At 58.4% G+C, this 26,577-nt stretch carries 24 protein-coding genes; 11 read left to right on the top strand and 13 right to left on the bottom strand.

Annotation, left to right across the window (positions count from 1 at the left end):
• Positions 1-3 precede the first annotated feature (3 nt).
• From RBB81_RS16470 to RBB81_RS16520, 11 genes are all read right to left on the bottom strand, one after another.
• Positions 4-1,344 carry a FliI/YscN family ATPase gene (locus tag RBB81_RS16470; protein WP_353071402.1) on the bottom strand — a complete coding sequence of 447 codons (1,341 nt, stop codon included), beginning with the start codon at positions 1,342-1,344 and terminating at the stop codon, positions 4-6.
• Positions 1,341-2,081, bottom strand: a complete 741-nt coding sequence (locus tag RBB81_RS16475; RefSeq protein ID WP_179583865.1) for a FliH/SctL family protein — start codon at positions 2,079-2,081, stop codon at positions 1,341-1,343. Before RBB81_RS16475 ends, RBB81_RS16470 begins: the two co-directional genes overlap by 4 nt.
• Positions 2,062-3,150, bottom strand: a complete 1,089-nt coding sequence (fliG, locus tag RBB81_RS16480; protein WP_353071403.1) for a flagellar motor switch protein FliG — start codon at positions 3,148-3,150, stop codon at positions 2,062-2,064. Before fliG ends, RBB81_RS16475 begins: the two co-directional genes overlap by 20 nt.
• Positions 3,150-4,940 (bottom strand): flagellar basal-body MS-ring/collar protein FliF, encoded by a 1,791-nt coding sequence (fliF, locus tag RBB81_RS16485; protein WP_353071404.1) that lies wholly within the window; start codon positions 4,938-4,940, stop codon positions 3,150-3,152. Before fliF ends, fliG begins: the two co-directional genes overlap by 1 nt.
• A 32-nt stretch (positions 4,941-4,972) precedes the next feature.
• Entirely contained in the window at positions 4,973-5,308 is a 336-nt protein-coding gene (fliE, locus tag RBB81_RS16490) for a flagellar hook-basal body complex protein FliE (RefSeq protein ID WP_348641529.1), read from the bottom strand.
• 77 nt (positions 5,309-5,385) lie between these two features.
• Positions 5,386-5,913: a flagellar basal body rod protein FlgC gene (flgC, locus tag RBB81_RS16495; protein WP_179583871.1), complete on the bottom strand. Its 528-nt coding sequence runs from the start codon at positions 5,911-5,913 to the stop codon at positions 5,386-5,388.
• Between the two features lie 3 nt (positions 5,914-5,916).
• Positions 5,917-6,285 carry a flagellar basal body rod protein FlgB gene (gene flgB / locus RBB81_RS16500; protein ID WP_179583873.1) on the bottom strand — a complete coding sequence of 123 codons (369 nt, stop codon included), beginning with the start codon at positions 6,283-6,285 and terminating at the stop codon, positions 5,917-5,919.
• Between the two features lie 433 nt (positions 6,286-6,718).
• Positions 6,719-8,119: a sigma-54 dependent transcriptional regulator gene (locus tag RBB81_RS16505; protein ID WP_353073947.1), complete on the bottom strand. Its 1,401-nt coding sequence runs from the start codon at positions 8,117-8,119 to the stop codon at positions 6,719-6,721.
• A gap of 5 nt (positions 8,120-8,124) precedes the next feature.
• Positions 8,125-8,388, bottom strand: a complete 264-nt coding sequence (locus RBB81_RS16510) for a hypothetical protein (RefSeq protein WP_179583875.1) — start codon at positions 8,386-8,388, stop codon at positions 8,125-8,127.
• The gene (locus RBB81_RS16515) at positions 8,375-9,118 is read right to left on the bottom strand and encodes a response regulator transcription factor (protein WP_179583877.1); all 744 of its coding nucleotides are present in this window, start codon (positions 9,116-9,118) and stop codon (positions 8,375-8,377) included. The genes RBB81_RS16510 and RBB81_RS16515 overlap by 14 nt, the downstream gene beginning before the upstream one ends.
• 163 nt (positions 9,119-9,281) lie before the next feature.
• Positions 9,282-10,331, bottom strand: coding sequence for an alpha/beta fold hydrolase (locus tag RBB81_RS16520; protein ID WP_353071405.1), 1,050 nt, complete (start codon positions 10,329-10,331; stop codon positions 9,282-9,284).
• 117 nt (positions 10,332-10,448) lie between these two features.
• Between RBB81_RS16520 and lexA the strand changes: the two genes are divergently transcribed.
• The 5 genes from lexA (at position 10,449) to RBB81_RS16545 (ending at position 15,591) form a co-directional block, all read left to right on the top strand.
• Positions 10,449-11,054 (top strand): transcriptional repressor LexA, encoded by a 606-nt coding sequence (gene lexA, locus RBB81_RS16525; RefSeq protein WP_179583881.1) that lies wholly within the window; start codon positions 10,449-10,451, stop codon positions 11,052-11,054.
• Positions 11,055-11,235: 181 nt separating this feature from the next.
• Positions 11,236-12,444, top strand: a complete 1,209-nt coding sequence (locus RBB81_RS16530) for an efflux RND transporter periplasmic adaptor subunit (protein WP_183788105.1) — start codon at positions 11,236-11,238, stop codon at positions 12,442-12,444.
• 119 nt (positions 12,445-12,563) lie between these two features.
• Positions 12,564-13,424: a DUF4097 family beta strand repeat-containing protein gene (locus tag RBB81_RS16535; RefSeq protein ID WP_353071406.1), complete on the top strand. Its 861-nt coding sequence runs from the start codon at positions 12,564-12,566 to the stop codon at positions 13,422-13,424.
• 196 nt (positions 13,425-13,620) lie between these two features.
• On the top strand, positions 13,621-14,325 hold the full coding sequence (locus RBB81_RS16540; RefSeq protein WP_353071407.1) for an HAD family hydrolase: 705 nt from the start codon (positions 13,621-13,623) through the stop codon (positions 14,323-14,325).
• Between the two features lie 48 nt (positions 14,326-14,373).
• Entirely contained in the window at positions 14,374-15,591 is a 1,218-nt protein-coding gene (locus RBB81_RS16545; RefSeq protein WP_353071408.1) for an FAD-dependent oxidoreductase, read from the top strand.
• A gap of 106 nt (positions 15,592-15,697) precedes the next feature.
• Here RBB81_RS16545 and RBB81_RS16550 read toward each other — a convergent pair whose 3' ends face one another.
• Complete coding sequence (locus RBB81_RS16550) at positions 15,698-16,285, bottom strand: histidine phosphatase family protein (protein ID WP_353071409.1); 588 nt, start codon at positions 16,283-16,285, stop codon at positions 15,698-15,700.
• A 152-nt stretch (positions 16,286-16,437) separates the two neighbouring features.
• Between RBB81_RS16550 and uvrB the strand changes: the two genes are divergently transcribed.
• The 6 genes from uvrB (at position 16,438) to RBB81_RS16580 (ending at position 25,668) form a co-directional block, all read left to right on the top strand.
• Complete coding sequence (uvrB, locus tag RBB81_RS16555; RefSeq protein ID WP_353071410.1) at positions 16,438-18,426, top strand: excinuclease ABC subunit UvrB; 1,989 nt, start codon at positions 16,438-16,440, stop codon at positions 18,424-18,426.
• A gap of 64 nt (positions 18,427-18,490) precedes the next feature.
• Positions 18,491-20,248: a hypothetical protein gene (locus RBB81_RS16560; protein ID WP_353071411.1), complete on the top strand. Its 1,758-nt coding sequence runs from the start codon at positions 18,491-18,493 to the stop codon at positions 20,246-20,248.
• Positions 20,249-20,285: 37 nt separating this feature from the next.
• On the top strand, positions 20,286-20,936 hold the full coding sequence (locus RBB81_RS16565) for a DNA-3-methyladenine glycosylase (protein ID WP_353071412.1): 651 nt from the start codon (positions 20,286-20,288) through the stop codon (positions 20,934-20,936).
• A gap of 283 nt (positions 20,937-21,219) precedes the next feature.
• Entirely contained in the window at positions 21,220-21,564 is a 345-nt protein-coding gene (locus tag RBB81_RS16570) for a hypothetical protein (protein WP_353071413.1), read from the top strand.
• A 68-nt stretch (positions 21,565-21,632) separates the two neighbouring features.
• On the top strand, positions 21,633-22,418 hold the full coding sequence (locus tag RBB81_RS16575) for a dienelactone hydrolase family protein (RefSeq protein WP_353071414.1): 786 nt from the start codon (positions 21,633-21,635) through the stop codon (positions 22,416-22,418).
• Positions 22,419-22,593: 175 nt separating this feature from the next.
• Positions 22,594-25,668, top strand: coding sequence for an SBBP repeat-containing protein (locus RBB81_RS16580; RefSeq protein WP_353071415.1), 3,075 nt, complete (start codon positions 22,594-22,596; stop codon positions 25,666-25,668).
• Between the two features lie 481 nt (positions 25,669-26,149).
• Here the strand turns inward: RBB81_RS16580 and RBB81_RS16585 are convergent, their stop codons facing one another.
• Positions 26,150-26,548, bottom strand: a complete 399-nt coding sequence (locus RBB81_RS16585; RefSeq protein WP_257025646.1) for a hypothetical protein — start codon at positions 26,546-26,548, stop codon at positions 26,150-26,152.
• Between the last annotated feature and the right edge of the window lie 29 nt (positions 26,549-26,577).

Below are 26,577 nucleotides of genomic sequence, written 5' to 3' on the forward strand. Positions count from 1 at the left end.
TCTCTATAGCTCCATCGCGTTCAGCCGTGCCACACTCTCCTGCATCGTCACGCGCTCGTCGCTTCCCTGTTCAAGAAATGCACGCAGGGCCGGCATCGCCCGAACCGCCCGATCCAGGTCCTCATCGGTCCCTGCCTTGTAAGCTCCAATGCGGATCAAATCCTCCGACCGCGCATGTGCCGCGAGCAGTCTTCGCACCTTCGAAGCCTGCGCACGATGCTCCGGCATAGTCACCGCAGGCATCAACCGGCTTAGCGAATCCAACACGTTTACGGGCGGATACCATCCACTCGCTGCCATCGACCGCGACAGCACCACATGTCCATCCAGCAGCGATCGCACCGCATCCACCACCGGATCCTGCTGGTCGTCACCCTCCATCAACACCGTATAAAACGCCGTAATACTCCCGTTGCGGAAGTTGCCCGCGCGCTCTACCAGCTTCGCCAGCTTTGCAAACACCGATGGCGTATACCCCTTACTAGCCGGAGGCTCTCCCGCCGCAAGTCCCAGCTCTCGCGCCGCCATCGCATACCGCGTCAACGAATCCAACACGAGCAGAACATGCTTCCCACGCGCCGCATAGAACTCCGCCACCGACGTCGCCGCCATCGCCGCCCGCATTCGCAACAACGGACTCTGATCCGACGTCGAAACCAACACGACCGATCGCTTGCGTCCTTCCTCCCCTAGCGAATCCTCTACAAACTCCCGGACCTCGCGTCCACGCTCTCCCACCAGCCCGACCACCGTAAGATCGGCCGCCGTGTTCCGCGTCATCATCCCGATCAACGTGCTCTTGCCTACACCCGAGCCGCCAAAGATCCCCACTCGTTGTCCACGCCCCACCGTCAACATTCCATCCAACACACGAAGCCCCGTCTGCAGCGGCTCTCGAATCGGCTCACGCTCCATCGGGTGCGGCACCGTCCCATCAAGAGGCCACATCTCTGCCGCCCTCGGCGTCGGCAGCCCATCAAGCGGAGCCCCCAAAGCATCGACGATCCGTCCTTCCATCTCCGTCCCTACGGCGATCTGCGGTGTCACTCCCATCGCCAGCACCGCATCCCCGTATCGAATTCCTTGTGTCTCCTTCAAAGGCATCGCCAGCACATGCCGTCCGCGAAACCCAATCACCTCCGCCCTGTGCCTCAGCCCCTCGCTATCGACAATCTCGCAGCACTCCCCCACCGAACACAGCGGACCCTCAGCCTCCACCGTCTGTCCATTTGCCTCCACCACACGTCCACTCCACCGCCAGGCCGGTCGATTTGCCAACTGGGTCATGTAATTCCCGAGGCCGTTCGAACTCACATCCACCGTGCCCTGTGCATCGTTGCTCATGCTGGCCTCTGCTGCATCAGATCGAAGAAGCCTCGTTCAATCTCCTCCAACTGCGCACTCACGCCCAGCTCCACTCTGCCAACGTTGGTTTCGAGCACACATTCACCAGCCACCAGCCGCTCATCTCCCACCAACTTCAGAGCAGACTCCTGATTCGCAGCAAATACTCCCTGCCACATCTCGACCTCGCCGGCAGGCACGCGCAGCACTACCGCACTATCCTTTGCAACCTTCTCGAGCGCTACTCTTACCACGCCTGTCAACAGAAGTGGATCAAGCTTCGCCTCACGATGGAGTACCCGTGCAGCGATTGCCAATGCCAACTTAACGACCTCACCCTCCACTCCGGCAAAATACCTCGTCCGTTCCTGGAAAAACTCCTCTTCAACTTTTTGCAGTTGCGAGCGCTCCTTCGCAATCCTCTCCTCAAGCTCGGCCTCCCACAAAAGACGAGCCTCAACCACCGCCTCACTCCGCGCTGTTCCAACCTGTGCCGACATCTGCTCCGCCTGCGACCGCAACCGTCCGTCCAGTGCCTCTTCTTCCTTCAGCAAAGTCTCCACATCAACAATCTTGTCCTCTGTCACGATCTCTGCAGCGGGCTCCTGCCGATCCACCGGATAAAACTCAAGCCGCGAAACGCTCCTGGCACTTGGCTTCACCAACCTCTCCGGCAACCGCATTGCAGCGCTGCGGACTGCATCTGTCCCGGCGTTCTCAGACGGCGAGATCATCATCCACCTCCATCTTCAAGATCATCCTGCCCTCGCTCTCGAGCTGCCTTGCCAATGCCAACAGCTCCTGCTGCGCTGCGTTGACGTCTCGCATCCGTACCGGCCCCATCACCTCCATGTCCTCCTTCAACATATCGACCGCGCGCGAACTCATCGCCTTGAACAGATGAGCCTTCACATTGTCCTTACCACCCTTCAGCGCCATCGCAAGCACCTTCTTGTCGGCAGAACTTACGAACTCGCGAATACTCTCCGCCGGCACCGTGCAGAGGTCTTCGAAGACAAACATCAGCTCCCGTATTCCAATCGCCACCTTCGGCTCATTCTGTTCGATCTCTTCCAAAATTCCGCGACTCTCGCCCTGGTCCAACCGGTTCAACAGCTCCGCGACTGCCTTGAAACCCGAATAGGACTTCCGCCCGCTCGACCCCATCTTCTCCATTCGCTTGTGCAAAGCCATCGCAACCGTCTGCGCCATCTCCGGCGAGAACTGCCGCATCTCCGCCAGCCGCCGCACCACATCCACGCGCATCGCTCCCTGCAGATTCATCAACACCGTCGAGCCACGCTTGGCATCCAGATGCGCCAGCACAAGAGCGACCGTCTGCGAGTGTTCGTTCTCCAGAAATTTGCTCAGGTGTTGTGCGTCCATGTTCTGCAACATCGCCATGTCGCCGTTCGTACGTTCGCGAATCTTCTTTACCTGTTGCAGCAGCTCCTCTGCTCTGGTCGCCCCAAATGCCTCCGTCAGCAGCTTGAGCGCGTAGTCCGGGCCGCCGCGAACCATGTACTGCTGCGTTTCCAGCAGTCCATAAAACTCCGTCAGCACCTGCGTCAACTGCGCCGCCGGAACATCTCCCAACCGCGTTATCTCCTCGGTTACCCGGCGTACGTCATTCTCCGAAAGGCTCAAGAAGAGCGTCTTCGCCAGTTCGTCACCGATCGCGACCATAAGGATCGCGGCCTTCCGCAGTCCTGGAATATCCGCCGGCACAAACCCCGACTCCGGTGTCAACAGCAGTGGATTCTGCCGCGTCGTCTCTGCCCCTGAAAACTGCATCGCTGTCCCCATTACGACCTCTCCTCAGACGTCCCAATCCATGCCTCGATCAACCGTGTGCTCTGCCCAGGCTCTCGTCGAATGTGCTCCGACACCTGCTCAAAGATTCCCTGCTGCAACTGGTAGGTCTTGTTCCTCGTTCGCGGAAGCATCTCGTCCGGCGTTTCACTCGAGGCCAATAGTTGCTCCTCGTCGGTATTCATCCCAACGTGTGCGGTCTCGGCTGGCAGCAGCATCGGTTCGCGCAAGGTCGCAGTCATCTGGGTCGCCACTGGACGCAACACAAACAGCACCAGCAGCACGCCGCAAAGCCCGATCACCGCCGTTCGCATTAGTCCCGGCTGCGTGTGCAGCAATCCACGCACCTCTTCCATCAGCCTGTCCATCGTCGGCGGCTTCACCTCAGGCGCGTTCGTGCTGAAGCTCACGTTCTGCATCACCACTTGGTCACCGCGCCGTGCATCGTAGCCCACCGCGGCCTGTGCCAGCTCCTCCAGCCGATGCATCTCCTCCGCGCTCCGCGGCTTCCAAACCACATGCTCCAGCTTGCCCGCGCCTTCGGTCACGCTCCGATCGTTCACCACCACCGCAGCCGACACACGCCGCACCCGCCCCGGCCCCTGCTCCGTATGCACCAGATGTTTTGTAACTCCATAGGTTTCATTCTCCTGATGGATGCTCTGCCCTTGAGCTCCATTCTGCTGCGGATACACCGGCAACGCCTGGGTCTGCTTCTGCAGCAGCGGTGGAGTACCCGGCGCAGCCGCCACCTGCGATCCCGCCACCGCACCCTCAGGCGACGCGCCAGGCGAATTACTTGCCGTCCCAGGAATACCCGAGGGCCCTCCCCGCCCAGTCGATACCTGTTCGCTCTTCTGCATACTCAACGTCGCCACTTCAGTCGGGTCGTAAACCTCGTCGGTCCGCTCCTCGCTGCCTTCGTCGTAACTCACATTCACCGTTGCCCGCACATTGTCGCGTCCAGCCAGCGGCTCCAGCATCGCGACCAGCTTCGCCTCCATCGCCTGCTCCGCATCAGCTTCTGCCGCATTGCTCGAACGCGGCTTGAAGTTCACGCGCCCATCCGCATCCACCAGCGTCACCTGGTCCGCACTCAGATTCTCCACCGACCCCGCCACCAAACTGCGGATCGCATCGGCCTGCTCCGGATCAAGCGCCGCCCGCTTCAGCTTCAACACTACCGACGCCTTCGCCACCTTCTCTTCCGCTGTAAACAAGGATGGCTGCGGCAGCACAAGGTGCACACGCGCCGACTTCACCACTCCCAGCGTTCCAATCGTGTGTTCGAGCTCGCCTTCCAAAGCACGCTGATAGTTCACCCGCTCATCGAACTCACTACCCACCCAGTTCGGCTTGTCAAACAACTCAAAGCCAAGTCGCCCGGTCTGCGGCATTCCTTTCGCAGCAACCTCCATCCGAGCCTTATCCAACATATCCGCCGGCACCTGGACCCCAGCACCATCCGCCGTCGTCTCGTACGGAATCCCCGCCGCCGCAAGCTCCTGCGAGACCTGTTGCACGTCCTTCCCATCGAGACCGTTGAACAGCACGCGCCAATCCGGACGCCCCGCCAACCAGACCATCCCAGCGCACACAGCCGCTAGAAAGACTCCAGCCGCAATCAGCCACGTTCTCTTCGCCGCAGGCATCGCCATCAGCCGCTCACGCATCGCCGAAACCATCGCCTGCGTCTTCTCGAGCGGTGTACCGCCAGCCACACCAGCGCCGGCTTGTCCCGCTCGTTGAATCCCTGCCCCGCCAACCTGTTCTGTCTCAGCCATCTCGCCCCAGCGTCTCTCTGAACCCTAAGTTCCTAAAACTGCATGCCCATCATCTGCTGATAAGCGCCTACTGCCTTGTTTCGCACCTGCAGTGCCAGTTCAAACGCCATATTCGCCTTCTGCGTCGCAATCATTGCGTCGTGAACCTCAACACCCGAGCCATTCAACAATCCGGTCACGGCCTCCGACGCCTTCTGGTCGAGCTTCGTCGTCTCCTTCACCATCGACTGCAACACCCCCGCAAACGGCACGCTGCCCGCGCCCCCTGCGTTCGACGCCGCAACCCCGGCGTCACTCAGAAAGCCATCATCGAGGCCCCCCATCCCCACTCCGCTCATCACTCCGGAACCAACAGGTAATCCGACCACAATCCCTCCCTCTCCTTCTTATCTCTTCTCTGTCTTCACGCCCTGCACGATCGCCTTACTTCACCTGCACTGGCTCTTTACTTCAATAGATCAAGCGAAGAGTTGAAGATGCTCTTCTCCGCCGTAATCGCCGAGGCATTCATCCCATACGACCGCGTCGCCCCCATCAGATCCACCATCTCGGTCAGCGGGTTGATATCCGGATACGCTACAAATCCATCCGCCCCCGCATCCGGATGCGAGGGGTCATACCGTTCGAGCGGCTTACTTGCATCTGCGATCACACCAGTCACTTCAACTCCGCCCGGCGTCGGATTGGCAGCCGTCAGATCACCACTCAAACCACCGCTGATTCCACCGGTGTAGATATTTTTGAAGCCACTCCCAGCACCAACGCTCGAGCCACCGCCCAACTGGTTTGCCATCGACTCCTGAAACGTCCCGCCACCCTGGGCTTCAAACACCACATGGTGCCGCTGATACGGCCCGCCCTCAGGCGTCCGTGTCGTCTCGGCGTTGGCCATATTCGAAGCCACCACCTCAGCCCGTACCCGCTCGGCCTTCAACGCCGAACCACTCACATCCATCACTCCGAAGATATTCATGGCTTATTTCGAATCCATATGAATTGCGCTCATCACCGTCGCAAACTCGCCCTTCAAAAGCTGCGTCCCCAGCTTGAACTGCATCTGCGCCTTAGCAAGCTGCAAGCCCTCGCGGTCCATCGACACGTTATTTCCATCCGGCCGTGCCACCAGTCCATCGACATCCTGCATCGGAGCCTGCACACCCTCAAGACCCGCCGCGCCCGCGCCATCGTTCAACTGCTGCGCAAACACCTCTTCGAAATCGAAGCCCTGGGTCTTGAACCCAGGCGTATCCACATTCGCCATATTCCTGGCAGTCCCCTGCATCTGCTGACTGGTCAGATCCAGATATCGTCCCAACGCGTCGCCCATCGCTGTTGTCGTCTGCATATGTCCTGCACCTCCACGCCATGACATATGCAGTCGTACGACCAAACAAGAGCGCTCTCAAATGAGAGCGCTCTTATCAATCTCCAACCCCGAATTATCTTTCAACCACAGATTGCCTGAAAAAGTTCGAAATCGTGATTATCTAAAAACCAGAAACCGCGATTGTCTAAATATGTTTGAAATTGGTGGCGTACCTTTTGTCACGCAAAAAGTGGATGCTAAAACACCACCTTCACCACACATCTCACCACGTCTTCACCATCAAAACACCACAGCGAAACCCACATTTTCCCAGAAACCCCTGCAAAAACCACCAACCGCCAGCCGCCAAAAAAAACTTCATCCTAATTCCTGCGAACTCCGAACACCTCATTCTGAATTCAGCCAGCCGCCCCTGACTCCAAGCCAGCCACCTAACTCCAGGCTACCCGTCCTAACTCCGAGTAGCCCGCCGGAAACGAATCTCCTCCTCCCCAATCTCCATCTTCTCCCCTGCCAGAATCGCGCCACGCTCCAGCACATGCATCAGCTCCCGCACATTTCCCGGCCAGGTATGTTCGTACAGCTTCGCCTCCGCCTCAACGGTCAACCTCTTACGCGGCATCTCCTTCCCCATCTGTTCCAGAATATGCTCTGCAAGCAACCCGAGATCCTCCATCCGATCCCGCAGCGCCGGCACCTCCACCGGAAAAACAGCCAGCCGATGGTAGAGATCCAATCGAAACGTTCTCTCCGCGCCAGTGCTCGTAGCCAGCTTCTCCAATGGTTGATGCGTCGCCGCGATCACCCTCACATCCACGCGCATCGTCTCGTTATCGCCAACCCGCTGCAACTCGCCACACTCCAGGAACCGCAGCATCTTCGCCTGCAGCGCCATCGGCATCTCACCAATCTCATCCAGAAAGAGCGTTCCCCCATGTGCCGCTTCAATCCGTCCGGTTCGCGACTGCACCGCCCCAGTAAAGGCTCCGCGCGTATGTCCAAACAGTTCAGCCTCCAGCAGAGCTTCAGGAATCGCGGCGCAGTTCAACACAGCAAACGGCTTCCCAGCGCGCTCGCTCAGGCGATGTAACGCCCGCGCCACAACTTCCTTCCCGGTTCCCGTCTCTCCTTCGATCAGCACAGTCGTTGACCGAGGAGCCACCAGCCGAATCAACCGCGTCAGTTCGCGCATCGGTTCGCTCGCACCAATCATCTCAGGCAACATCGCCTCGTTCTTCGCTACCGGCCGCGTTGCCTCCTCCCGCCCCAGCAGAACCGCAAGCGCCTGCCGCGTCGACTCCAGCCGAACCTGCTCTTCTCTCTCCCGAGCTTCATCCTGTCCAACATCTTTTCGTACCGGAGACGGCATCCGAATCGGCGCCTTCGCTCCCACACCAGAGGCAGAGGCTGCCGGAGCCGGCGAAGGCACCGAGACCGGAGCCGCCGCCCAAGCCGCCGTATCGTTCACCGGAGCGTTCTGAGCCTCTCGTAACGCATGCAGCAACTCATTACGCCGTGGACTCCGCGCTCCGCCATCCACACCGCCATCCACCCGAAGCAGCTCCATCGCTGGATACATCATCCGGATCACGCTCGCGAACTCCCCCACCTCAAGATCCGGCAGCCAGCTATCGACCAGCAGCGCCTCTGAACGTGCGTCCTCAAGCTGCGCCATCGCCTCCGCCCCTCCACTGGCCTCGCGAACCTGCCACCGCAGCCCCGTTAGAGAAGCACGCAGCCGTTGCCGCAACCCCGCATCCGCACTCGCCAACACCACCGTCCGCGTAGCAGCCGCCTCGGCTGCATCCATATTTGACAATGAGTTCAACACCGACTCCCGTCCCATGCCCATCTCCGTCACCCTATCCTCTCGTCGTTCGTATCCGCCTTCACCTGCTGCAACATCGTCCTCATCGTTCCAACGGTCTGGTTCAACCGCACACACTCTTTCAAAGCCTCTCGAATTGCCTCCAGCATCGCATCCGGCTCTCCGATCATCTCGCCCATCGCCAGCCTGCACTGCAACACCGTCAACGGCTGGCAAAGACCGTGCAACGCGACATCAAGGCGCTCCACAAACTCTGCGCGACCTGCCTCTTGCACCAGCTCACGCACCGGCATACGCCGCACTCACCGGAAGCACGCCAACCCGGCCCACACTCTTGCGCCCGCTACTCATCCGATAACCCTCTCCCCGCACCGTCTCGATGACCGAGTACCCCAGGTCGCCATCCACACTAGCCGCCGCCAGCTTGCGCCGCAGATAGTTAATGTAAACATCCACCACATTGGTCCCGGCATCGGGAGACATCTGCCACACATCCCGCAGCAGCTCGCTCCGGCTGCAGCACTGCCCACGCCGCATCAGCAAAAACTCCAGCAGGCTGAACTCTTTCACCGTAAGATCCACCAGCTGTCCATTCCGCATCACCTTGCGCTCCATCCGGTTCAGCTCGACGTCGCCATGCCGCAACACCGGATCGGCAAACTGCTCCCTCCGCCGCAGCAGCGCCCGGCACCGCGCCGTCAGTTCATGAAAGCTGAAGGGCTTTAACAAGCAATCATCCGCGCCAAGGTTCAAACATTTGATCCGCTCTTCCACCGAGCTGCGGCCAGTCAGCACCAGCACCGAGGTCTCATCGAAGCGCCCGCGCATCTCCTCCAGCACTTCAGTCCCATCTTTTCGTGGAAGACTCAGGTCCAGCACGATCAAGTCCGGACGATGTTCCTCCGCGTGCCGCAACCCAGCCTCGCCATCTCCCACCCAATCCACCTGGTGTCCCTCCAGCTTCAAGCCCTTCTGGAGAAACAATCCCAGTGCTGCGTCATCTTCCACAATCAAAACTCGCATTTCGTGTCTCCCAAGGCACAATCAAGATCTTCAGGTCATCACACTCAACCGAAATCACATTACCGTTTCGGTTGCGTGTTATTACCTTGGTGCATCCGGCCTGTCCTGACAAGACTTCTTCGCGAAGTTTTCTGTGACCGATTTCAAAATGGGAATAGCCGCATCACTGCGCCAAAAACCGCTCCACCCGTAACGACACAGCTTCAGCGTCACAGTTCATGATCAAGTGCGCGCAGCTTCCCGCCGAAATATACGTCTCCGCCCCAACAGCCTTCGCCCACTCCAGCGCAGGCTGCGGAGTCACCATTCGATCCTCCGCCGCCACAATCACCAGAAACTTCACCGGCACTCCTCGCGCAACATCTTCTATCGTTCTTCCATGCAGCACATCATGATGCATAACCGCCTTCGCCTGCCACACCCTGTCATTCGCATCTTGTCGTTGCGGCGACTCCACCGTCTTCAACCACTCCGCAAACTGCTCCCTCGGCACCTCGGCATTTCTATACTGCGGTGCGGTCACAATCAACGTCCCGATCGCATTCGCAAGCTTCAACTGCGGCTCCGTTACATAGCGTCCATGCCTATATTCAGGGTCCGCCTCAATCGCGTCGATCACGATCTGCTTCGACAGCAGATCAAAACTCGTCACCTGTGGCGTCCCCACAATCGGCACTGCACGATCAATAAACTTCGGGAACAGAACTGCCCATGCAAACACCTGCTCGCCGCCCATCGACAGCCCAACTGCAGCGTGCACATGACGCACATGCAGCACCTCCGTCAACACGCGATACTGCGCCCGCGCCATATCCTCCATCGTAAAAACCGGAAACTCCGGCCCGTGCTGTCTCTTGCTATTCGATGGTGACGAAGAAACCCCATCCCCAAACGCATCGAACGCCACCCCAAAAAATCGCGATGTATCCACGAGCCGATGTCCTGTATTTTTCTCGCCGAAGTAAGGAATCAGATCTTCACTTCGCCCATTCAGCCAGGACGGCATCACTACGACATTTGACCCATCAGCATTCATCGCACCGAAGGTGCGGTACCCAACCTGGCAATCCAGCACCACCTTCCCGCTCTCCAAAGGACAACTACCCAGCTCCGCGATCTTCTGCGCACGCTCCTGCGCCCACCCCACCGAGACCATCAGCGCCCACACCATCGCCAACCCAAAGATCCGAATCCAACCTTCCTTAATCTTCATGAAATCAGCATATCTCTCGCTCTTGCCCCAAGCCGCGTGCGACCGCTTCGAATACCTCCCGGAAATAAATCTCTAAACCACCTTGCAATTCGCTTTTTATTCGCTACAATCATCGGCATGGCAATTACACGGCGACAAAAAGAGGTCATCGACTTCCTCTCCAGCTTCACTCAGAAGAATGGCTACTCGCCCTCCTACGAGGAGATCGCCAGCGGCCTGGGTCTCAGCTCTCTCGCCACCGTCCACAAACACATCACCAATCTCCAGAACAAAGGCCTCCTCCAGCGCGCACACAACCGCAGCCGCTCCATTGACGTGCTCCCCGTTCGAAGCGGCAGAAAGGGCTCAGACCGTCTGCCTCTGCTCGGCCGCATCGCCGCCGGCAAGCCCGTCGAAGCAATCGAGAGCGCAGAGAGCATCTCCCTCTCGGACATCATCGGCAATCGCGAAGTCTTCGCCCTCGAAGTACGAGGCGACTCCATGCGCGACGAGCACATCGTCTCCGGCGACTATGTTCTCGTCGAGCGCACACGCACCGCGCGCGAAGGCGAGATCATCGTCGCTCTCATCGACGGCTCCGACGCAACCCTCAAACGCTTCTACCGCGAAGGCAGCATGATCCGTCTCCAACCCTCCAATACCGAGATGTCTCCCATCTACGCCCCGGCCGCGAATGTCAGCATCCAGGGCAAGGTTCTCGGCGTACTCCGAAAGTACGCATAAATTCACAGACTCGCTCCTGCCTCACTGCTTCCTCCCTCCCAACTCCCCCGTCTAAACGTCGACTCTGCAACATCGCCGCACCTTCACGTAAACTTTTTCGCAGTCGACGGAACCGCGCAGCGTATTCCTGCGTAACCACCTTCCGAAGACTCATATCCACAGCACCAACGGGAGCAAGCAATTGGCCACGCAGCGTAAAAATAAACGGAAAACATGGCTTTGGGTCGGCCTCAGCGTCGTCGTCTTGGCGGTCGTTCTCGGGGTGGTCGCAGCTGCCCGTGGCAACACCACCAAGTTCGAGCCCTCCCAGCTGGCCAAAGCCGAGCGCGGAGACATTGCCCGGTCCGTCGTCGCCACCGGCAAGGTCCAGCCCATCACGAAAGTAGAGGTCAAATCCAAAGCCTCGGGCATTGTCACTCGCCTCGACACCGACATCAACGCCCACGTCCATCAGGGCCAGGTTCTCGCTCAACTCGACCAGCAGGAGATCCTTGATCAGGTAGCCGCGCAGAAGGCCCAGCTCGCCGCCGCCGAATCAAACGCGCGCGCCGCCGAAGCCTCCATCCAGTACGACAAGGTCAACGCCGAAGCGCCCGACCTGCCCATGTATAAGCACACCTACGATCGCAACCTCCAGATGTCCAAAGAGGGTGTGGTCTCACAGCAGGCCCTCGACGATGCTCAGCAGAAGTACCTCTCTGCCGCCAACACCCGCGACAAGGCCGTATCTCAAATCTCCGTTGATACCTCTAAGCTCCGCCAGGCACAGGCCCAGGTAGCCCAGAATCAGGCATCTCTCAAGCAACTTGAAGAGCAACTTGGCTACACCACCGTTATCTCTCCGATGGACGGCACCATCCTCTCCCGCGACGTCGAGATCGGCGACGCCGTCAGCTCCATCCTCGTCCTCGGCTCCACCGCCACCCTCGTCATGACCATCGGCGACACCAACCAGGTCTACGTTCAGGGCAAGGTCGACGAGTCCGACATCGGCAAGGTCTACATGGGCCAGGCCGCCCGCATCAAAGTAGAGTCCTTCAAGGACAAGACCTTTCTCGGCAAAGTCACCAAGATCGCACCCCTCGGCGTAGAGAAGGATAACGTCACCACCTTTGAGGTCCGCGTCTCAATCGACAACCCCGGCGGCGAACTCAAAGCCAACATGACCGCGAACGCGGAGATCCTCCTCGAAGAGCACAAAAACGTCCTCACTGTACCCGAGCAGGCCGTTCTCTACGACAAAGACCGCAACGCCTCCGTCGAAGTCCCTGACCCCAAACAGAAGACCGGCCGCAGAAAGATCGACATCAAGGCCGGCATCTCCAACGGCACCAAAACCGAGATCCTCGCCGGCCTCAACCCCGGCGACACCGTCATCCTTCAGCAATAACCTGCTAGGCCAGTGGCAACAATAAAGTCCGCCAGATCGAGCGCACAAAGATCGCAACCCGACGAGCTAACATCTAAACCGCAGTTACCCAGAGTCGAAAAGTCGAAAAAAGGAACGCCATGAAGATAACAGTCTTCGCCTCCACCGCCGCAATGCTCACTCTCGCTGCAGCCACAGCCTTCGCCGCCGACGGCAACTTCGAGCGCACCCTCAGCGCCGGCAGCTCTCCCAACGTTTCAGTCTCCACTGGCTCCGGCCAGATCCGTCTTCATCCTGGCTCTGGAGATCAGGTCCACATCGTCGCGCACCTTCACTCCAGCCACGGTTGGATGAGTGGCGGCTCCGACACCGACAGCCGCATCCAGCAAATTATCAGCAACCCGCCCATCGTCCAGAGCGGCAACGACATCACTATCGGCGAACGTCACAACAACGACCTCTTCCGCAACATCTCCATCGACTACGACATCACCCTCCCCCACGCCTCCACCATCAACTCCACCACTGGCTCCGGCGATATTGAAATTCAGGACGTTGGCGCCTCCGTCAAAGCACAAAGCGGCTCCGGAAACGTCCACGTCCACGGCGTTCAGGGCATGACCACACTCGGTACCGGCTCCGGCGACATCGAACTACAACAGACCGGCCCCGGCGACGTCAAGGCTGAGACCGGCTCTGGCAACATCCAGCTCCACGGCCTCTCCGGAGCACTCAAAGCCAGCACCGGCTCCGGCGACATCACCGCCGAAGGCCAGCCCACCAGCGACTGGAAGCTCTCCACCGGCAGCGGCAACGTTCATCTCTCCGTCGGCAACGCTCACTTCAACCTCGACGCCGACACCGGCTCCGGAAACATCAGCGTCGCTCAGCCCATGACAATGCAGGGCAGCCTCAACCGTCACCACGTCAGCGCGGTCGTAGGCGGCGGTGGCCCCACGCTCCGCATCGGCACCGGCTCCGGCGACATCCAGATCAAGTAGTCCTTCCCCCAAAACAAAAGACGGTGGCCGCGAACACAACCACAGCCACCGTCTTTTTTAGAGCAAAGTAGCAGTAGGCGTAGAGTGTGCCGTGCCCCTTTTTTTTGTCATTCCCGAAGGGAATCTGCGGTTGCCTTCCTCCACACCAACAGCAAATCCGCTCTGATGCAATCGCGCCATCGTTTACCCTTAACCAATGCTTCTCGCAGCCCCTCCCCGCCTCATCGTCTTCGATCTCGACGGCACCCTCATCGACTCGCGCGTCGATCTCTGCAACTCCGTCAACGCCACCCTCGCCCATCTCGGCAAACCCACCCTCCCTGAAGCCGTCATCTCCGGCTACATCGGCGACGGAGCCTCCATGCTCGTCCGCCGCGCCATCGGCGATCCCGAAGGCGACATCACCGACGAGCAATACGTAACCAAAGCGCTTACATTCTTCCTCGACTACTACCGCATCCACAAACTCGACTACACCTACGTCTACCCCGGCGTCCTCGAAGCTCTCGAAGCCCTCCGCGCCACACACCCCGAGCTCCTGATGGCCGTCCTCACCAACAAACCCGTCCACCCCTCCCGCGACATCTGCGATCACTTCGGCCTCTCCCGCTTCTTCTTTCAGAACTACGGCGGCAACAGCTTCCACACCAAGAAGCCCGACCCCCACGGCCTCGAAGCCCTCATCTCCGAAGCCTCCACCCTCTCCGGCCACACCATCACCCCCGCCGAAACCATCATGGTCGGCGACACCGACATCGACGTCCTCACCGCCCGCAACTGTGGCGCCCGCAGCATCGGCTGCACCTTCGGCCTCAAGCCCCACTCCCTCGAAGATGCCCCGCCCGATCACCTCGCGCACGCCCCCGCCGACTGGCTCTCCTTCGTCCTCGCAAATTCTTAGCAAACCTTTTGACGCCCTCCCCGCGGCTTGCTACCCTCAACACCACGCATGGCCGCTACGCCCAACCCGCTCGCCACCACCTGCTGCATCATCGGCGGCGGTCCCGCAGGCATCATGCTGGGCTTTCTCCTCGCCCGCGCCGGCGTGCAGGTCACAATCCTCGAAAAACACAACGACTTCTTCCGCGACTTCCGCGGAGACACCATCCACCCCTCCACGCTCGATCTCCTGGATGAACTAGGCCTGCTCGAAAAGTTCCTCACCATCCCACACTCTCAGGTCGCAGCACTCTCCGCCACCATCGGCGGACAGCGCTTCCCCATCGCCGACTTCTCCCACGTCCCTGCCCGCTGCAAGTTCATCGCCCTCATGCCGCAGTGGGACTTCCTCAACTTTCTCTCGAGCGAAGCCATCCATCTGCGCACCTTCACTCTGCGCATGGGCTGGGAAGCCACCGGCCTCATCCAGCAAAACGACGCGACCATCGGTGTCCGCGCCAACACACCCGACGGCCCAGCCGAAATTCCAGCTACCCTCACCGTCGGCTGCGACGGCCGCCACGCCATCTCCCGCGATGCCGGCCAGCTGCAGCTCCAGGATGTCGGCGTCCCAGTCGACGTCCTCTGGCTCAAGCTCGCACGCCAACCCTCCGACCCCGAAAACGCACTCGGCTACATCAACTACGGCCGACTGATCATCCTCATCAACCGCAACGACTACTTCCAGGTCGGCTACATTATCGCCAAAGGCACCTTCCCCGCCATCCAGCAGGAAGGTCTACCCGCCTTCCAACAAAGCATCGAACGCATCGTGCCCTTCCTCGCCGGCCGCACCGCCGAGATCGACTCCTGGGACAAAGTCAAGCTGCTCACCATCCAGGTCAACCGCCTCCTCGAGTGGTCCTCCCCCGGCCTCCTCTGCATCGGTGACGCGGCCCACGCCATGTCTCCCGTCGGAGGCATCGGCATCAACATCGCCATCCAGGACGCCGTCGCCGCAGCCAACATCCTCACCGAAGCTCTACTCTCCAACACCCTCAGCCCGCACAATCTGGCCCAGGTGCAGCACTATCGCGCAAACGCAGTTCGCAACACTCAGCGCGTGCAAGTCTTCGCTCACCGCATACTCAACCGAGTCCTCCGCAACCCCGGACCCATCCACCCACCTCTCGCTCTCCGCATCCTCACCAGCATCCCGGGCTTCCAAAATCTCCCAGCCCGCTTCGTCGGAGTAGGACTACAACCACAGCACATCAAAAACTTCTAGAGCAAAGTAGCAGTTGGCGTAGAGTCTGCCGTGCCCTTTTGTTTGTCATTCCCGAAGGGAATCTGCGGTTGCCTTCCTCCACACCAACAGCAAATCGGCTCTAGCCCTACTCAAACCCACGATTCCAGCTCGAAATCACACGCGTCTCCCGCTCCCACCCCATCACACTCACACTGCCTGTCCCCAGCGCCAGCAAACTCCCACCCGTAGCAGCCAACCCAATCCACCGCGCTGCCAGAATTCGCAAAATATGGGCATGCGCAAACAGCGCCACCTTCCCTCCCTGCGGAGCGGCCGCCAGCGCACGCGCAATCACTCCATCCGCGCGTTCCCCAACATGCTCCACCGTCTCACCGCCAACAATCTCGTTCTTCCACACCGACCATCCCGGAATCTCCGCCTGAATCTCCTTCGTCGTCTTGCCCTCATACACGCCGTAGTCCCACTCCTTCAACCCGTTCTCCACCACCGCCCGATCTCCAAACCCCGCAATCGCACAGGTCTCCCGCGCCCGCTGCATCGGGCTCTCAAACACAGCATCGAATTTCGTGCCCCTCAAGTAATCTCTTAGCTCCTCCGCCCGCTTTCGCCCATGGTCGGTCAGCGGAATATCCGTCCGGCTCGTATGCGCCCCACTCAAACTCCACTCCGTCTCCCCGTGCCGCACCAGCCACAACTCAGTTCCCACACTCATCCCAACCTCCTTGAGTCAAAAAATGCCGTCATCTCGACCGTAGGCGGCGCACTTGCCGCCGAAGTGGAGAGACCCCCGCATTTCGCCTTTCTCTTTGTTGTTGCTACTCTCACTCTTCGCAACTAACCCTCTCAATAAACTATCCTATAGAGATGGACTTCCAGCTCTCGACCACCTACAAGCCCCAGGGCGACCAGCCCCGCGCCATCGCCGAGCTCATCTCCGGCATCCACGCCGGAGAAAAAGATCAAGTCCTGCTCGGTGTCACCGGCTCCGGAAAAACCTTCACCATGGCCAAGGTCATCGAAGAGCTGCAACGCCCCGCCCTCATCCTCGCTCACAACAAAACCCTCGCCGCCCAGCTCTATCACGAGTTCAAAACCTTCTTCCCCAACAACGCTGTCGAGTACTTCGTCTCCTACTACGACTACTACCAACCCGAAGCCTACATCCCCGCCGGCGATCTCTTCATTGAGAAGGAGTCAACCATCAATGAAGAGTTGGATAAACTTCGCCTCGCCGCCACCCGCAGCCTCTTCGAACGCCGCGACGCCATCATCGTCTCCTCGGTCTCCTGCATCTACGGCCTCGGCTCGCCCGAAGCCTACTACGGCATGTTGATGCTCCTAGAAAAGGGCCAGAAGATTAAGCGCGAAGACATCACCCGCCGCCTCGTCGAAATCCTCTACGAGCGCAACGACGTAGACTTCCGCCGAGGCACCTTCCGCGTCCGCGGCGACATCATCGAGGTCTACCCAACCTATGACGAAAACGCATACCGTATAGAGCTCTTCGGCGACGAAATCGATTCACTCTCCCAGATCGACCCCCTCTTCGGCACCATCCGGCAAAAATACTCCCGCCTGCCCATCTACCCCAAATCCCACTACGTCGTTCAACCCGAGCGCAAGACCACCGCCGTCAACTCCATCATCGAAGAGATGGAGTGGTGGGAAAAGGAATTGGAAAACCAAGGCCGCCTGGTCGAATCCCAGCGCATCCACCAGCGCACCCGCTTCGACCTCGAGATGATCAAATCCGTCGGCTTCTGCCACGGCATCGAAAACTACTCCCGCCACTTCTCCGCCCGTCTCCCCGGCGAGCCGCCGCCCACACTCCTCGACTACTTCCCCCAGGACTATCTCCTCTTCATCGACGAGTCCCACGTCACCGTCCCCCAACTCCACGGCATGTGGCACGGCGACCGCAGCCGCAAACAGAACCTCGTCGACTACGGCTTCCGTCTCCCCAGCGCAATGGACAATCGCCCCCTCCGCTTCGAGGAGTTCGAGTCCCGCACCGGCCAGATCATCTACGTCTCCGCCACCCCCGGCCCCTACGAGCTCACAAAATCCGCCGGCGTAGTCGTCGAACAGATCATCCGCCCCACCGGCCTCATCGATCCTCAGGTCGAAATCCGTCCCATCAAAGGCCAGATCGACGACCTCCTCGCCGAGATCCGCGACCGCACCGCAAAAAACCAACGCGTCCTCGTCACCACCCTCACCAAGCGAATGTCCGAAGATCTCGCCAGCTACTACACCGAAGTCGGCGTCCGCTGCCGCTACATGCACTCCGAGATCGAAACCCTCGAACGCATCAAGCTCCTCCGCGACCTCCGCAAAGGCGAGTACGACGTCCTCATCGGCATCAACCTCCTACGCGAAGGCCTCGACCTTCCGGAGGTCTCCCTCGTCGCCATCCTGGATGCCGACAAAGAAGGCTTTCTCCGCTCGCAAGGCTCTCTCATCCAAACCATCGGCCGCGCCGCGCGCCACGTCGAAGGCCGCGCCATCCTCTACGCCGACAAGATGACCGACTCCATGCAGCGCGCCATCAACGAGACCGACCGCCGGCGCGAAAAGCAAGTCGCCTACAACGAAGAAAACGGCATCACCCCCGCAAGCATCATCCGCCCAATAGAGATGGGCCTCGCCGGCATCCTCAAAGCCGACTACGCCGACCTCACCGACGAAGCCGAAGGCATGCCCGACTTCTCCACCCAACAAGAGCTCGACACCTACATCGGCAAACTAGAATCCGACATGCGAGAAGCCGCCAAAAAATTCGAATTCGAAAAAGCCGCCAAGCTCCGCGACACAGTAAAAGAACTCCGCACCAAAGAGTTCCTCTTCAGCTAAGGTGAACATGAGCCGTTAAGTTCAGGATGTCAGGCGGCCCAGGACGCTCAAGGATTAAATATCTATGGCTATTACTCTTCAAGATGGACAAGAAAGCCCTTCAAGCTTGTCTGAACGAATACTTATATATTGCAATGAAGTTCAGATGTTGATTGATGAGGGCGTGGAACATCCACGGTATGAGTTTAAAAGGACACTAACTATAACCCGCGAGAATCTAAACGATCGACTCGATTTTGTTAAGTTAGTTCAAGGCTTAGCGAACGCAGACCTTCCCGAAGAAAAATTCATAATCATCGGAGGAGATCCTAAGGAAAGAAAGTTCTATTCTGTGTCGAATGGCGAGGAATTCGACGAAGCTGCACTTTCCTCTGTTCTAGCGAAATACTTGGATCCACTTCCAAGAATGCAAGTATTTAATAATTTGCAAACCGCAAATGGAAGCATATTCGTTCTCATCGTTCTTGATGCGATTCAGGCTCGGCCAATCCTAATCAAAACTGAAGGTCAACGTAGCGACGGAAAAGCGAGATTACAAGTCGGAGAAATTTGGATCAAGAAAAACACATCCCTCAAGCTTGCAAGCCGCATTGACATCGATCAGATGTACAAGCAAAAAATCGAGGAAGAGGCTGAGGATCGCGCTAGGAAGCGCTTTCGTCAATATAGTGAATTGGCAGGAAGTGCAATAAGTAATGTAAATCCTCGTGCCCGTTTGCCCGTCCGCGAGATGCTTGTCGAGCCTGAGGGAACGTTCCGGCGATTTGTCGAAGAGCTTATAGTTGAAAATGATGGCCCTAGATTTCGTATGCTTCTGGAGATCATCCGCGAAGCCTTGATCGAGGGTTGGGATCGACTCGACTTACTTTCTGGCTCAAAACCGCAAAGTGAAGAGGCCGCTGAGATAGAGATTTTCTTTCGAGACCAATTCTTGCCCTCTCTTCGCTCACTGGTAGTGTTGGGGCTTTTGCTGATCAAATACGGTTGTGATTTTGAATGGCTGAACCTTTCGGTTGATGTACTTCTTGAAACATTCGAGACTAGCAAAAATCTTCAGCCATTGAAGGCAGTTGCAATCGCACGAGAATCAACGTCTCTTCAGTGGTGGCGACCAGGTTTTGAAGTATTTCTTGGCTTCAGATGCCTTGCGGCGTATGCCGTAGCGAGGAATCGATTGGCATATTTGGGTGCACTTCTGCCACGCTTCGCTGAACGGATGGATTTTCATGGGAGGCAGGAGCTAAGTACCCCGATGTTATTTTGGCCAATTCCTTCTGTGTTTGAAAAAGGAGAGCTTGATAAAGGTCGGAGCACTTTTTATTGGCAAGAGAGGATATCGAGTTCATGGGGCCACTACTTTGGCAACTATGATCGGTTTATAAATGCCTCGTGCCAGCTGGAATTCATAATTGAATTCAACTCTTTCTTAGGAGTGAACGCCATTCACAATGCCGTTCTTAAACGATGGCTCGAACAAAATGCTGCAAAGCGATCTTTTTTATACAACCCCGATTTCTTCGCATACTCATTGCACTTGACAGTTCCCATGGCCGAACAGTTCTGCGATTTCATCGCGACACGCGATATATTCCCCACAAATCTTACTGTAGAACAGGGTCTTTTCAATTCTGCATTCCAAGGAAAGACACCCGACCAACGACTCGTCATCTTGGGCCAATTTCTAGATAGTCTCCAACAATACCAGCGTCAATCTTATGTCCCCACACACTTTCATTTTGTCTCTGTCTACAGTTGGGAGGGGCGGCTGGCAGATCTAGTGATGAAATACAAAAACGCTGAACCTCCTTCGGCTACCAAATGACGAAAACAGGTGCGGATAGGATGCAAGCTAAAAAACATTGGCACTCAAAAATATGAACGCCCGCCTACAAGCCCATCACCTCCCTAAGGTCCTCCCAAGAACCTTCTACTCCCGCTCCCCCGAGATCGTCGCGAAAGCCCTCCTCGGCAAGATCCTCATCCGCGACCTCCAAGGCAAGCGCCTTACCGCCCGCATCACCGAAGTCGAAGCCTACCTCGGCCTCATCGACCCGGCATCACACGCATCGCGCGGTCTCACTCCCAGCAACGCAATACTCTTCGGCCCATCCGGACACGTCTATGTCTACTTCATCTACGGCATGTACTACTGCCTCAACGTCGCCGCGCATCTTCCCGGCGAAGCCGGAGGAGTCCTCATCCGAGCCCTCGATCCAATCGACGGCCGCGAAACCATGGCCGATCTCCGCGGCCTTCCCCACAACGCAAAACCCAAACTCCTCACCGGAGGCCCCGGCCGTCTCTGTCAGGCTCTCGACATCACCCGCAGCAACTCCAGTGGCCTCGACGTAACCTCACCCATCTCCGCCATCCGGATCGCCGACGACGGCCACCATCCCACCGAAATCCAAACCACCCCACGCATCGGCATCAGCAAAGCCGCCGACCGCCCCCTCCGCTTCCTCATCGGCGAAGTCGCTAAAGCCAGGCGCTCCACCTCCCGCTCCTGAGATGTGTGTTACCTGACCCCTCTAGTTGCATCTTAAGTCCAGCTGACTACTGCATCCCCACCAATCACTTACAACGATTTCCACAACCAAAAGCTTGACTCGCCCACATATACTTAACTTATAGAGTCAAGATTGAGCCCGGCCACCTGCCGGGCTTTCGCATTTAACCCAACAAAAAGGCTTAGGTCCGGATCAGGTATGCCTCACAACATACCGAAGTCCAGACCTAAGCCTTTTCTTCACTAGACTTTGCGCAACAAAGGATCCCGGGGAGGGGGCACTCATGAACAAGACAATAGAAGTCATCAAGGACATCCGCACCCTCTGCACCCACGTTTTCGAAGGAGGCCACCGATGCGCCTCGCCCGCCCTCCAGCGCGAGACCTTCTGCTATTACCACCACCCCACCCGCAAGCCCGTCCAGAACCCCAGCCGACGCCGCAGCCGCCTTCACGGTTTCGATCTTCCGCTCCCCTCGGGCCAGTCTGACCTCCAGCAAGCCGTCTACGAAGTGATCCGGCGTCTCGCCGCCAACCAGATCAGCAACCGCCGCGCTGGCATGATCCTCACTGCCCTGGACAATATCAACCGGAACTCGCCACAAATCAAAAATCATTCACCGCAGTAACCTGCGCCACGAAACAGTAAGATCATTTTGCGGAATAACCCGAATCCCCAGCAACACTCAGAGGAAAAATGATCATCGTCAACGACGAGTACGTCACACTCGACACCCCCAAAGGCCCCATGCGGACCCACATCGTCCGCCCCGCCGCCCCCGGCCGCTACCCCGGCATCGTCTTCTACTCCGAGATCTTCCAGATCACCGCGCCCATCCGCCGCACCGCCGCCATGCTCGCCGGCCACGGCTACATCGTCGCCATGCCCGAGATCTACCACGAGTTCGAATCCGCCGGAACCGTCTTCGCCTACGACCAAACCGGCTCCGACCGCGGCAACGTCCTCAAGACCACCAAAGAACTCTCCAGCTACGACGCCGACGCCCGCGCCGCTCTCGACCACCTCAAATCCCGCCCCGACTGCACCGGCCATCTCGGAGCCATGGGCATCTGCATCGGCGGCCACCTAGCCTTCCGCGCCGCCATGAACCCCGACGTCCTCGCCACCGCCTGCTTCTACGCCACCGACATCCACAAAGGCTCCCTCGGCAAAGGCGGCGACGACTCCCTCCAACGCGCCGCCGACATCAAAGGCGAACTCCTCCTAATCTGGGGCCGCCAAGACCCGCACATCCCCCTCGAAGGCCGCATGACCGTCCTCGCCCGTCTCAACGAACTCGAAAAGAAATTCAGCTGGCACGAGGTCAACGGAGCCCACGCCTTCATGCGCGACGAAGGCATCCGCTACGACCCCGAACTCGCCCATACCCTCTACGGCCTGGTCTTTAATCTCTTCCATCGCAAACTAGGCGAAGGCGACCAGACCACCCAAACCACCGCCTCCACCGAGACCCGCCACTAAAATCGGCTCGCCCCGGACCGGCAGCCCACGCACAACGTTCCGGCCTGAATCTTTGCTCACACTTCAGTTGACTCGCACAAGTATTTGCGAGACTATCGTTGCGCGTTCCTCCCCTGGGCCTTTATTTCTCTGTAGCATTTCTCCCTCCTCCTCTGATCGCGCCCATGGAGCGTCTATGAACCCGCACCTATCATTACCCCTCCTTCTCGTCATCCTTCTTCCTCTACCCGCAATGGCCCAGACGTCTGCGGCCGCGTCGAATCATCCTGCCCACCCTGTCCCAGCGACAGACTACGGAAAATTACCGTTAAGTTTCGAAGCCAATCAGGGCCAGACCGATTCCCAGGTCAGGTTTCTCTCGCGCGGCCATGGTTATTCGCTCTTCCTCACCGACTCCGCAGCGGTCCTCACGCTCGCCAGGCCCGAACCGCCAGCAGCCTCCGACTACTCGTCTCCACCGCAAAAGAATCACGCCGCCAGATCCATAAACACCGACGCAGTGTGCATGGAACTGGTCGGAGCATCGCACCCCCAACGAGTCACCGGCGCCGAGCAACTGTCAGGGACGGCCAACTACTTCATCGGACGCGACTCCACTAAGTGGCATACCAACATCCCAACCTACGCCCGGGTCAGTTACACAGGCGTCTACCCCGGAGTCGACCTGGTCTACTACGGCAACCAGCAGCATCTCGAGTACGACTTCATCCTGGCTCCCGGAGCCGACCCCAAACCACTGCGCCTCCACTTCACCGGCGCGCAAAGGCTCACGCTCGACCCCAGCGGCAACCTCACCGTCCGCGCAAAAAATGGCGAGATAGCCTTCCAGAAGCCACTCGTCTACCAGGAAAAAAACGGCCGCCGCCAAACCATCGATGGCAAATTCAAACTACTGGCTGACAACTCCATCACCTTCACCCTGGGCGCCTACGATCACCACCAAACCCTGGTCATCGACCCCACCCTCGCCTACTCCACCTATCTGGGAGGAGTGACTCCTTACTACACCTCACCGTCCTCCATGGCCGTCGATCCACAGGGCAATGCCTACGTCGTCGGATACACCGAATCCGATACCTTCCCTTCCACCCCCGGAGCCTTTGCAGGACCATCGACGTCTATCGAAAGAGGTTTCGTCACAAAGCTCAATCCGACGGGCACAGCACTTGTCTACTCTGCGATCTTTGGCGACTCAACTCCCTCACACATTGCAGTAGACAGCTCCGGAAACGCCTACGTCACAGGTGGCGCGTCCAGCAACTTTCCCGTAACACCAGGCTCCTTCCAGGCTCCAGGCGGTGGCCTCTTCATTGTGAAGCTCAACCCGGCTGGAACCGCGCTGCTCTATTCAGCTCGCCTGGGCGGAGATCAGGCCAACGGACCCGACGGTGTCGAAGGCATCGCAGTAGATGCAGCTGGCGATCTCTACCTTGCAGGAGATACCGGATCGACTAATTTCCCAGTAACTCCGGGAGCCTTTCAGACCCAAAACCCAGACACCGCTGGATACGATTACGGCAAGTCAATCTTCGTGTCCAAACTCAATCCAACCGGCTCCGCGCTCCTCTACTCCACCTACCTCGGTGGCAGCACGCAGGACTACGGTAACGGCATTGCGATCGATGACTCAGGCGACGCATACGTCACCGGCGTCTCTGGCTCCTCTGACTTTCCCGTGACCAGCGGAGTCTTTCAAACAACCGCCAAAACCTTCAATGGAAGCGCCTTCGTTGCCAAGCTGAATCCACAAGGCACGGGGCTGATCTATGCCACCTATCTCGGCGGAAGCGGCGGGGACTCCGGCAACGCCATCGCGATCGACTCGTCAGGCGACGCCTACGTGGCGGGATCTACAGCATCTACCGACTTCCCCGTCACCGCCGGAGCATTTCAATCGATCAAGCGCAGCACCGGCATCGAAGAGACCAACGGCTTCATCACAAAGCTCAATCCCGACGCGACCGCTCTCATCTACTCCACCTATCTCGGCGGAACCTACTCCGACTCGATACTTGGCATGGCAGTCAATCGCTTCGGAAACGCACTCGTCACCGGATACACACAGTCTCACGACTTCCCTGTTACCGAGGATGCCTTTCAAAGCTCCAACGGAGGGTCCGAACCAGCCGGTACCTCCAACGCCTTCGTCACGGAACTCGCTCCCAACGGCACAGCTCTCGACTACTCGACCTATCTCGGCGGAAACGGAGGTTATTCATTTGCATTTGGAGACTATGGAAGAGCCATCGTTCTCGACCTCGCAGGAAACGCTTACTTGACCGGAATAGCTTCTTCACAGAACTTCCCGACCACCGCCGGAGCATTTCAACCAGTCGATCCGACCGGCTCGACCGACAACGCCAATGCGTTCGTCTCCAAATTTGTCTTTGCCAAACATTCAGTCCGGCTCGAGACGACCACCCAACTGACTGCCAATGCCAATCCCGTCAGAGTAGGCGACAAAATCACCTTCACAGCCTATGTCCGAGCGGCTTCGGGAACCGGAACTCCAACCGGATATCTAAGGATCAATGTTGATGCTGTCACCTTCGCCACAGTGCCGTTGAACGAGACTGGCCAAGCGACCGTCACCTGGACCGCTCGAACACCCGGCAAATTCAGATTCAAGGCCCGCTACCTTGGCGATGAAGTCTACTTGCCCAGCAGCAGCGACGCCCTCTCGGAGAAGGTCATCGGCCCCCCAACCCGAATAGACGCCGTCTCAAGCTCTCATCAGAAAGCCATCTACGGGTCGAAGTTTGCAGCGCCACTCATTGCACTCGTAAAGGACATCGATGGCACTCCGGTCTCGGGTGTCAAAATTACCTTCAGCGGCGCAGGGATCAAGTTCTCAAGCGCTACCGCCGTCACCGGTGCGAACGGCGAAGCGTCTGTAGACGCAACCGCTGAAGCATCCGGCAACCTCACGGCGGAGGCATCGGTCTCTGGCGTATCGGCCCCGGCCACATTCGCACTGACAGCAACCAGAGCCCAACTAACGGTCACCGCGAAAAGTGTGAGCGTGCCCGTTGGCCACGCAATCCCCACGCTCACCTCTTCTATCGCCGGCTTCGTAAACGGCGACAAGCCGACAGTAGTCACAGGAGATGCCAGAGAAGTCACGCATGCCAGACAAGGATCGCCTGCAGGTGTCTACACCATCGAGATTGGAAAGGGAACTCTGGAAGCGTCCGACTACACCTTCAACTTTGTAGACGGAACTTTGACCATCACCTCATCGACGCCCTGATGACCTTTCGTATGAGCCGGCGGCGTTCCACTCAGAGGACCACCGCCGCATCCGCCCTCTAACGTTTGCGTCGACCGGTGCAACGGGATCAACGCCAGGGATCAATCTTCGATCGATGTCTCTGAGACTTTGTCCCTATATGCTTCCCGCCTGCCTCTTTGCGTCCTTCCAGCTCAAAATTCCTGTCAAGCCCCCAAACCGAAAATCCCCGCGCCAGTCCAGCACATTCGCGTGGCGTATGAGTTATGGTCCAAACGCTATAATCAATAAAGAATCAAAAAAAGCCCCGGCTACCGCCGGGGCTCTTGTTATTAAGAAGGAGCAAACGACTGCAAACCCTTTGTTTGGACGTATTTGAGTGTAAACCTTTTGTAATGACTATTTTACAAAAGCGCCATTTCGCTAACTATATGATAATAAGTTACTTGTGAGCGCATATGGGGGAGGGGGGTACCCGCCGCAGTCCAGCGCAGGATCCGTACTATCTCCAGCTTACAGCCAGATGCCACCGCATCTTCCGATCCATCGTCTTCTCGAGCACGTGGGCGTATTCCAGCAGCTCCGAGAGCACCTGCTCGCCCTCGGTCCCCAGTTGTTGCGGATCAGCCTCCAGCGTCCTCAACAGAGCACGCACGGTCTTCAATCCATCCGCAGGCGAGTACCACTGCGGCGGGGGCAGCCGACGAAGAAGCTCCTGGTTCCCAGCACCCTCTTCGATCAGCAGTGACATCGAATTCTCATCCGCCGAAAAGAATTCAATCAGTGGCCTGACTCCAAGTCGCAGAGCCAGACGCTCCAGCGCATCTTCATGTCGCGCCAGCGATCGCCCGTTTACAAAGATATCGAACCCAGGGTCGTCGCCCTCGACCACAATGTACATGGAAGCAGCCATTGCCCAAAGTGTACCGC

Origin of the sequence: Tunturibacter gelidoferens (genome assembly GCF_040358255.1) — a bacterium.
Classification (GTDB): domain Bacteria; phylum Acidobacteriota; class Terriglobia; order Terriglobales; family Acidobacteriaceae; genus Edaphobacter; species Edaphobacter gelidiferens.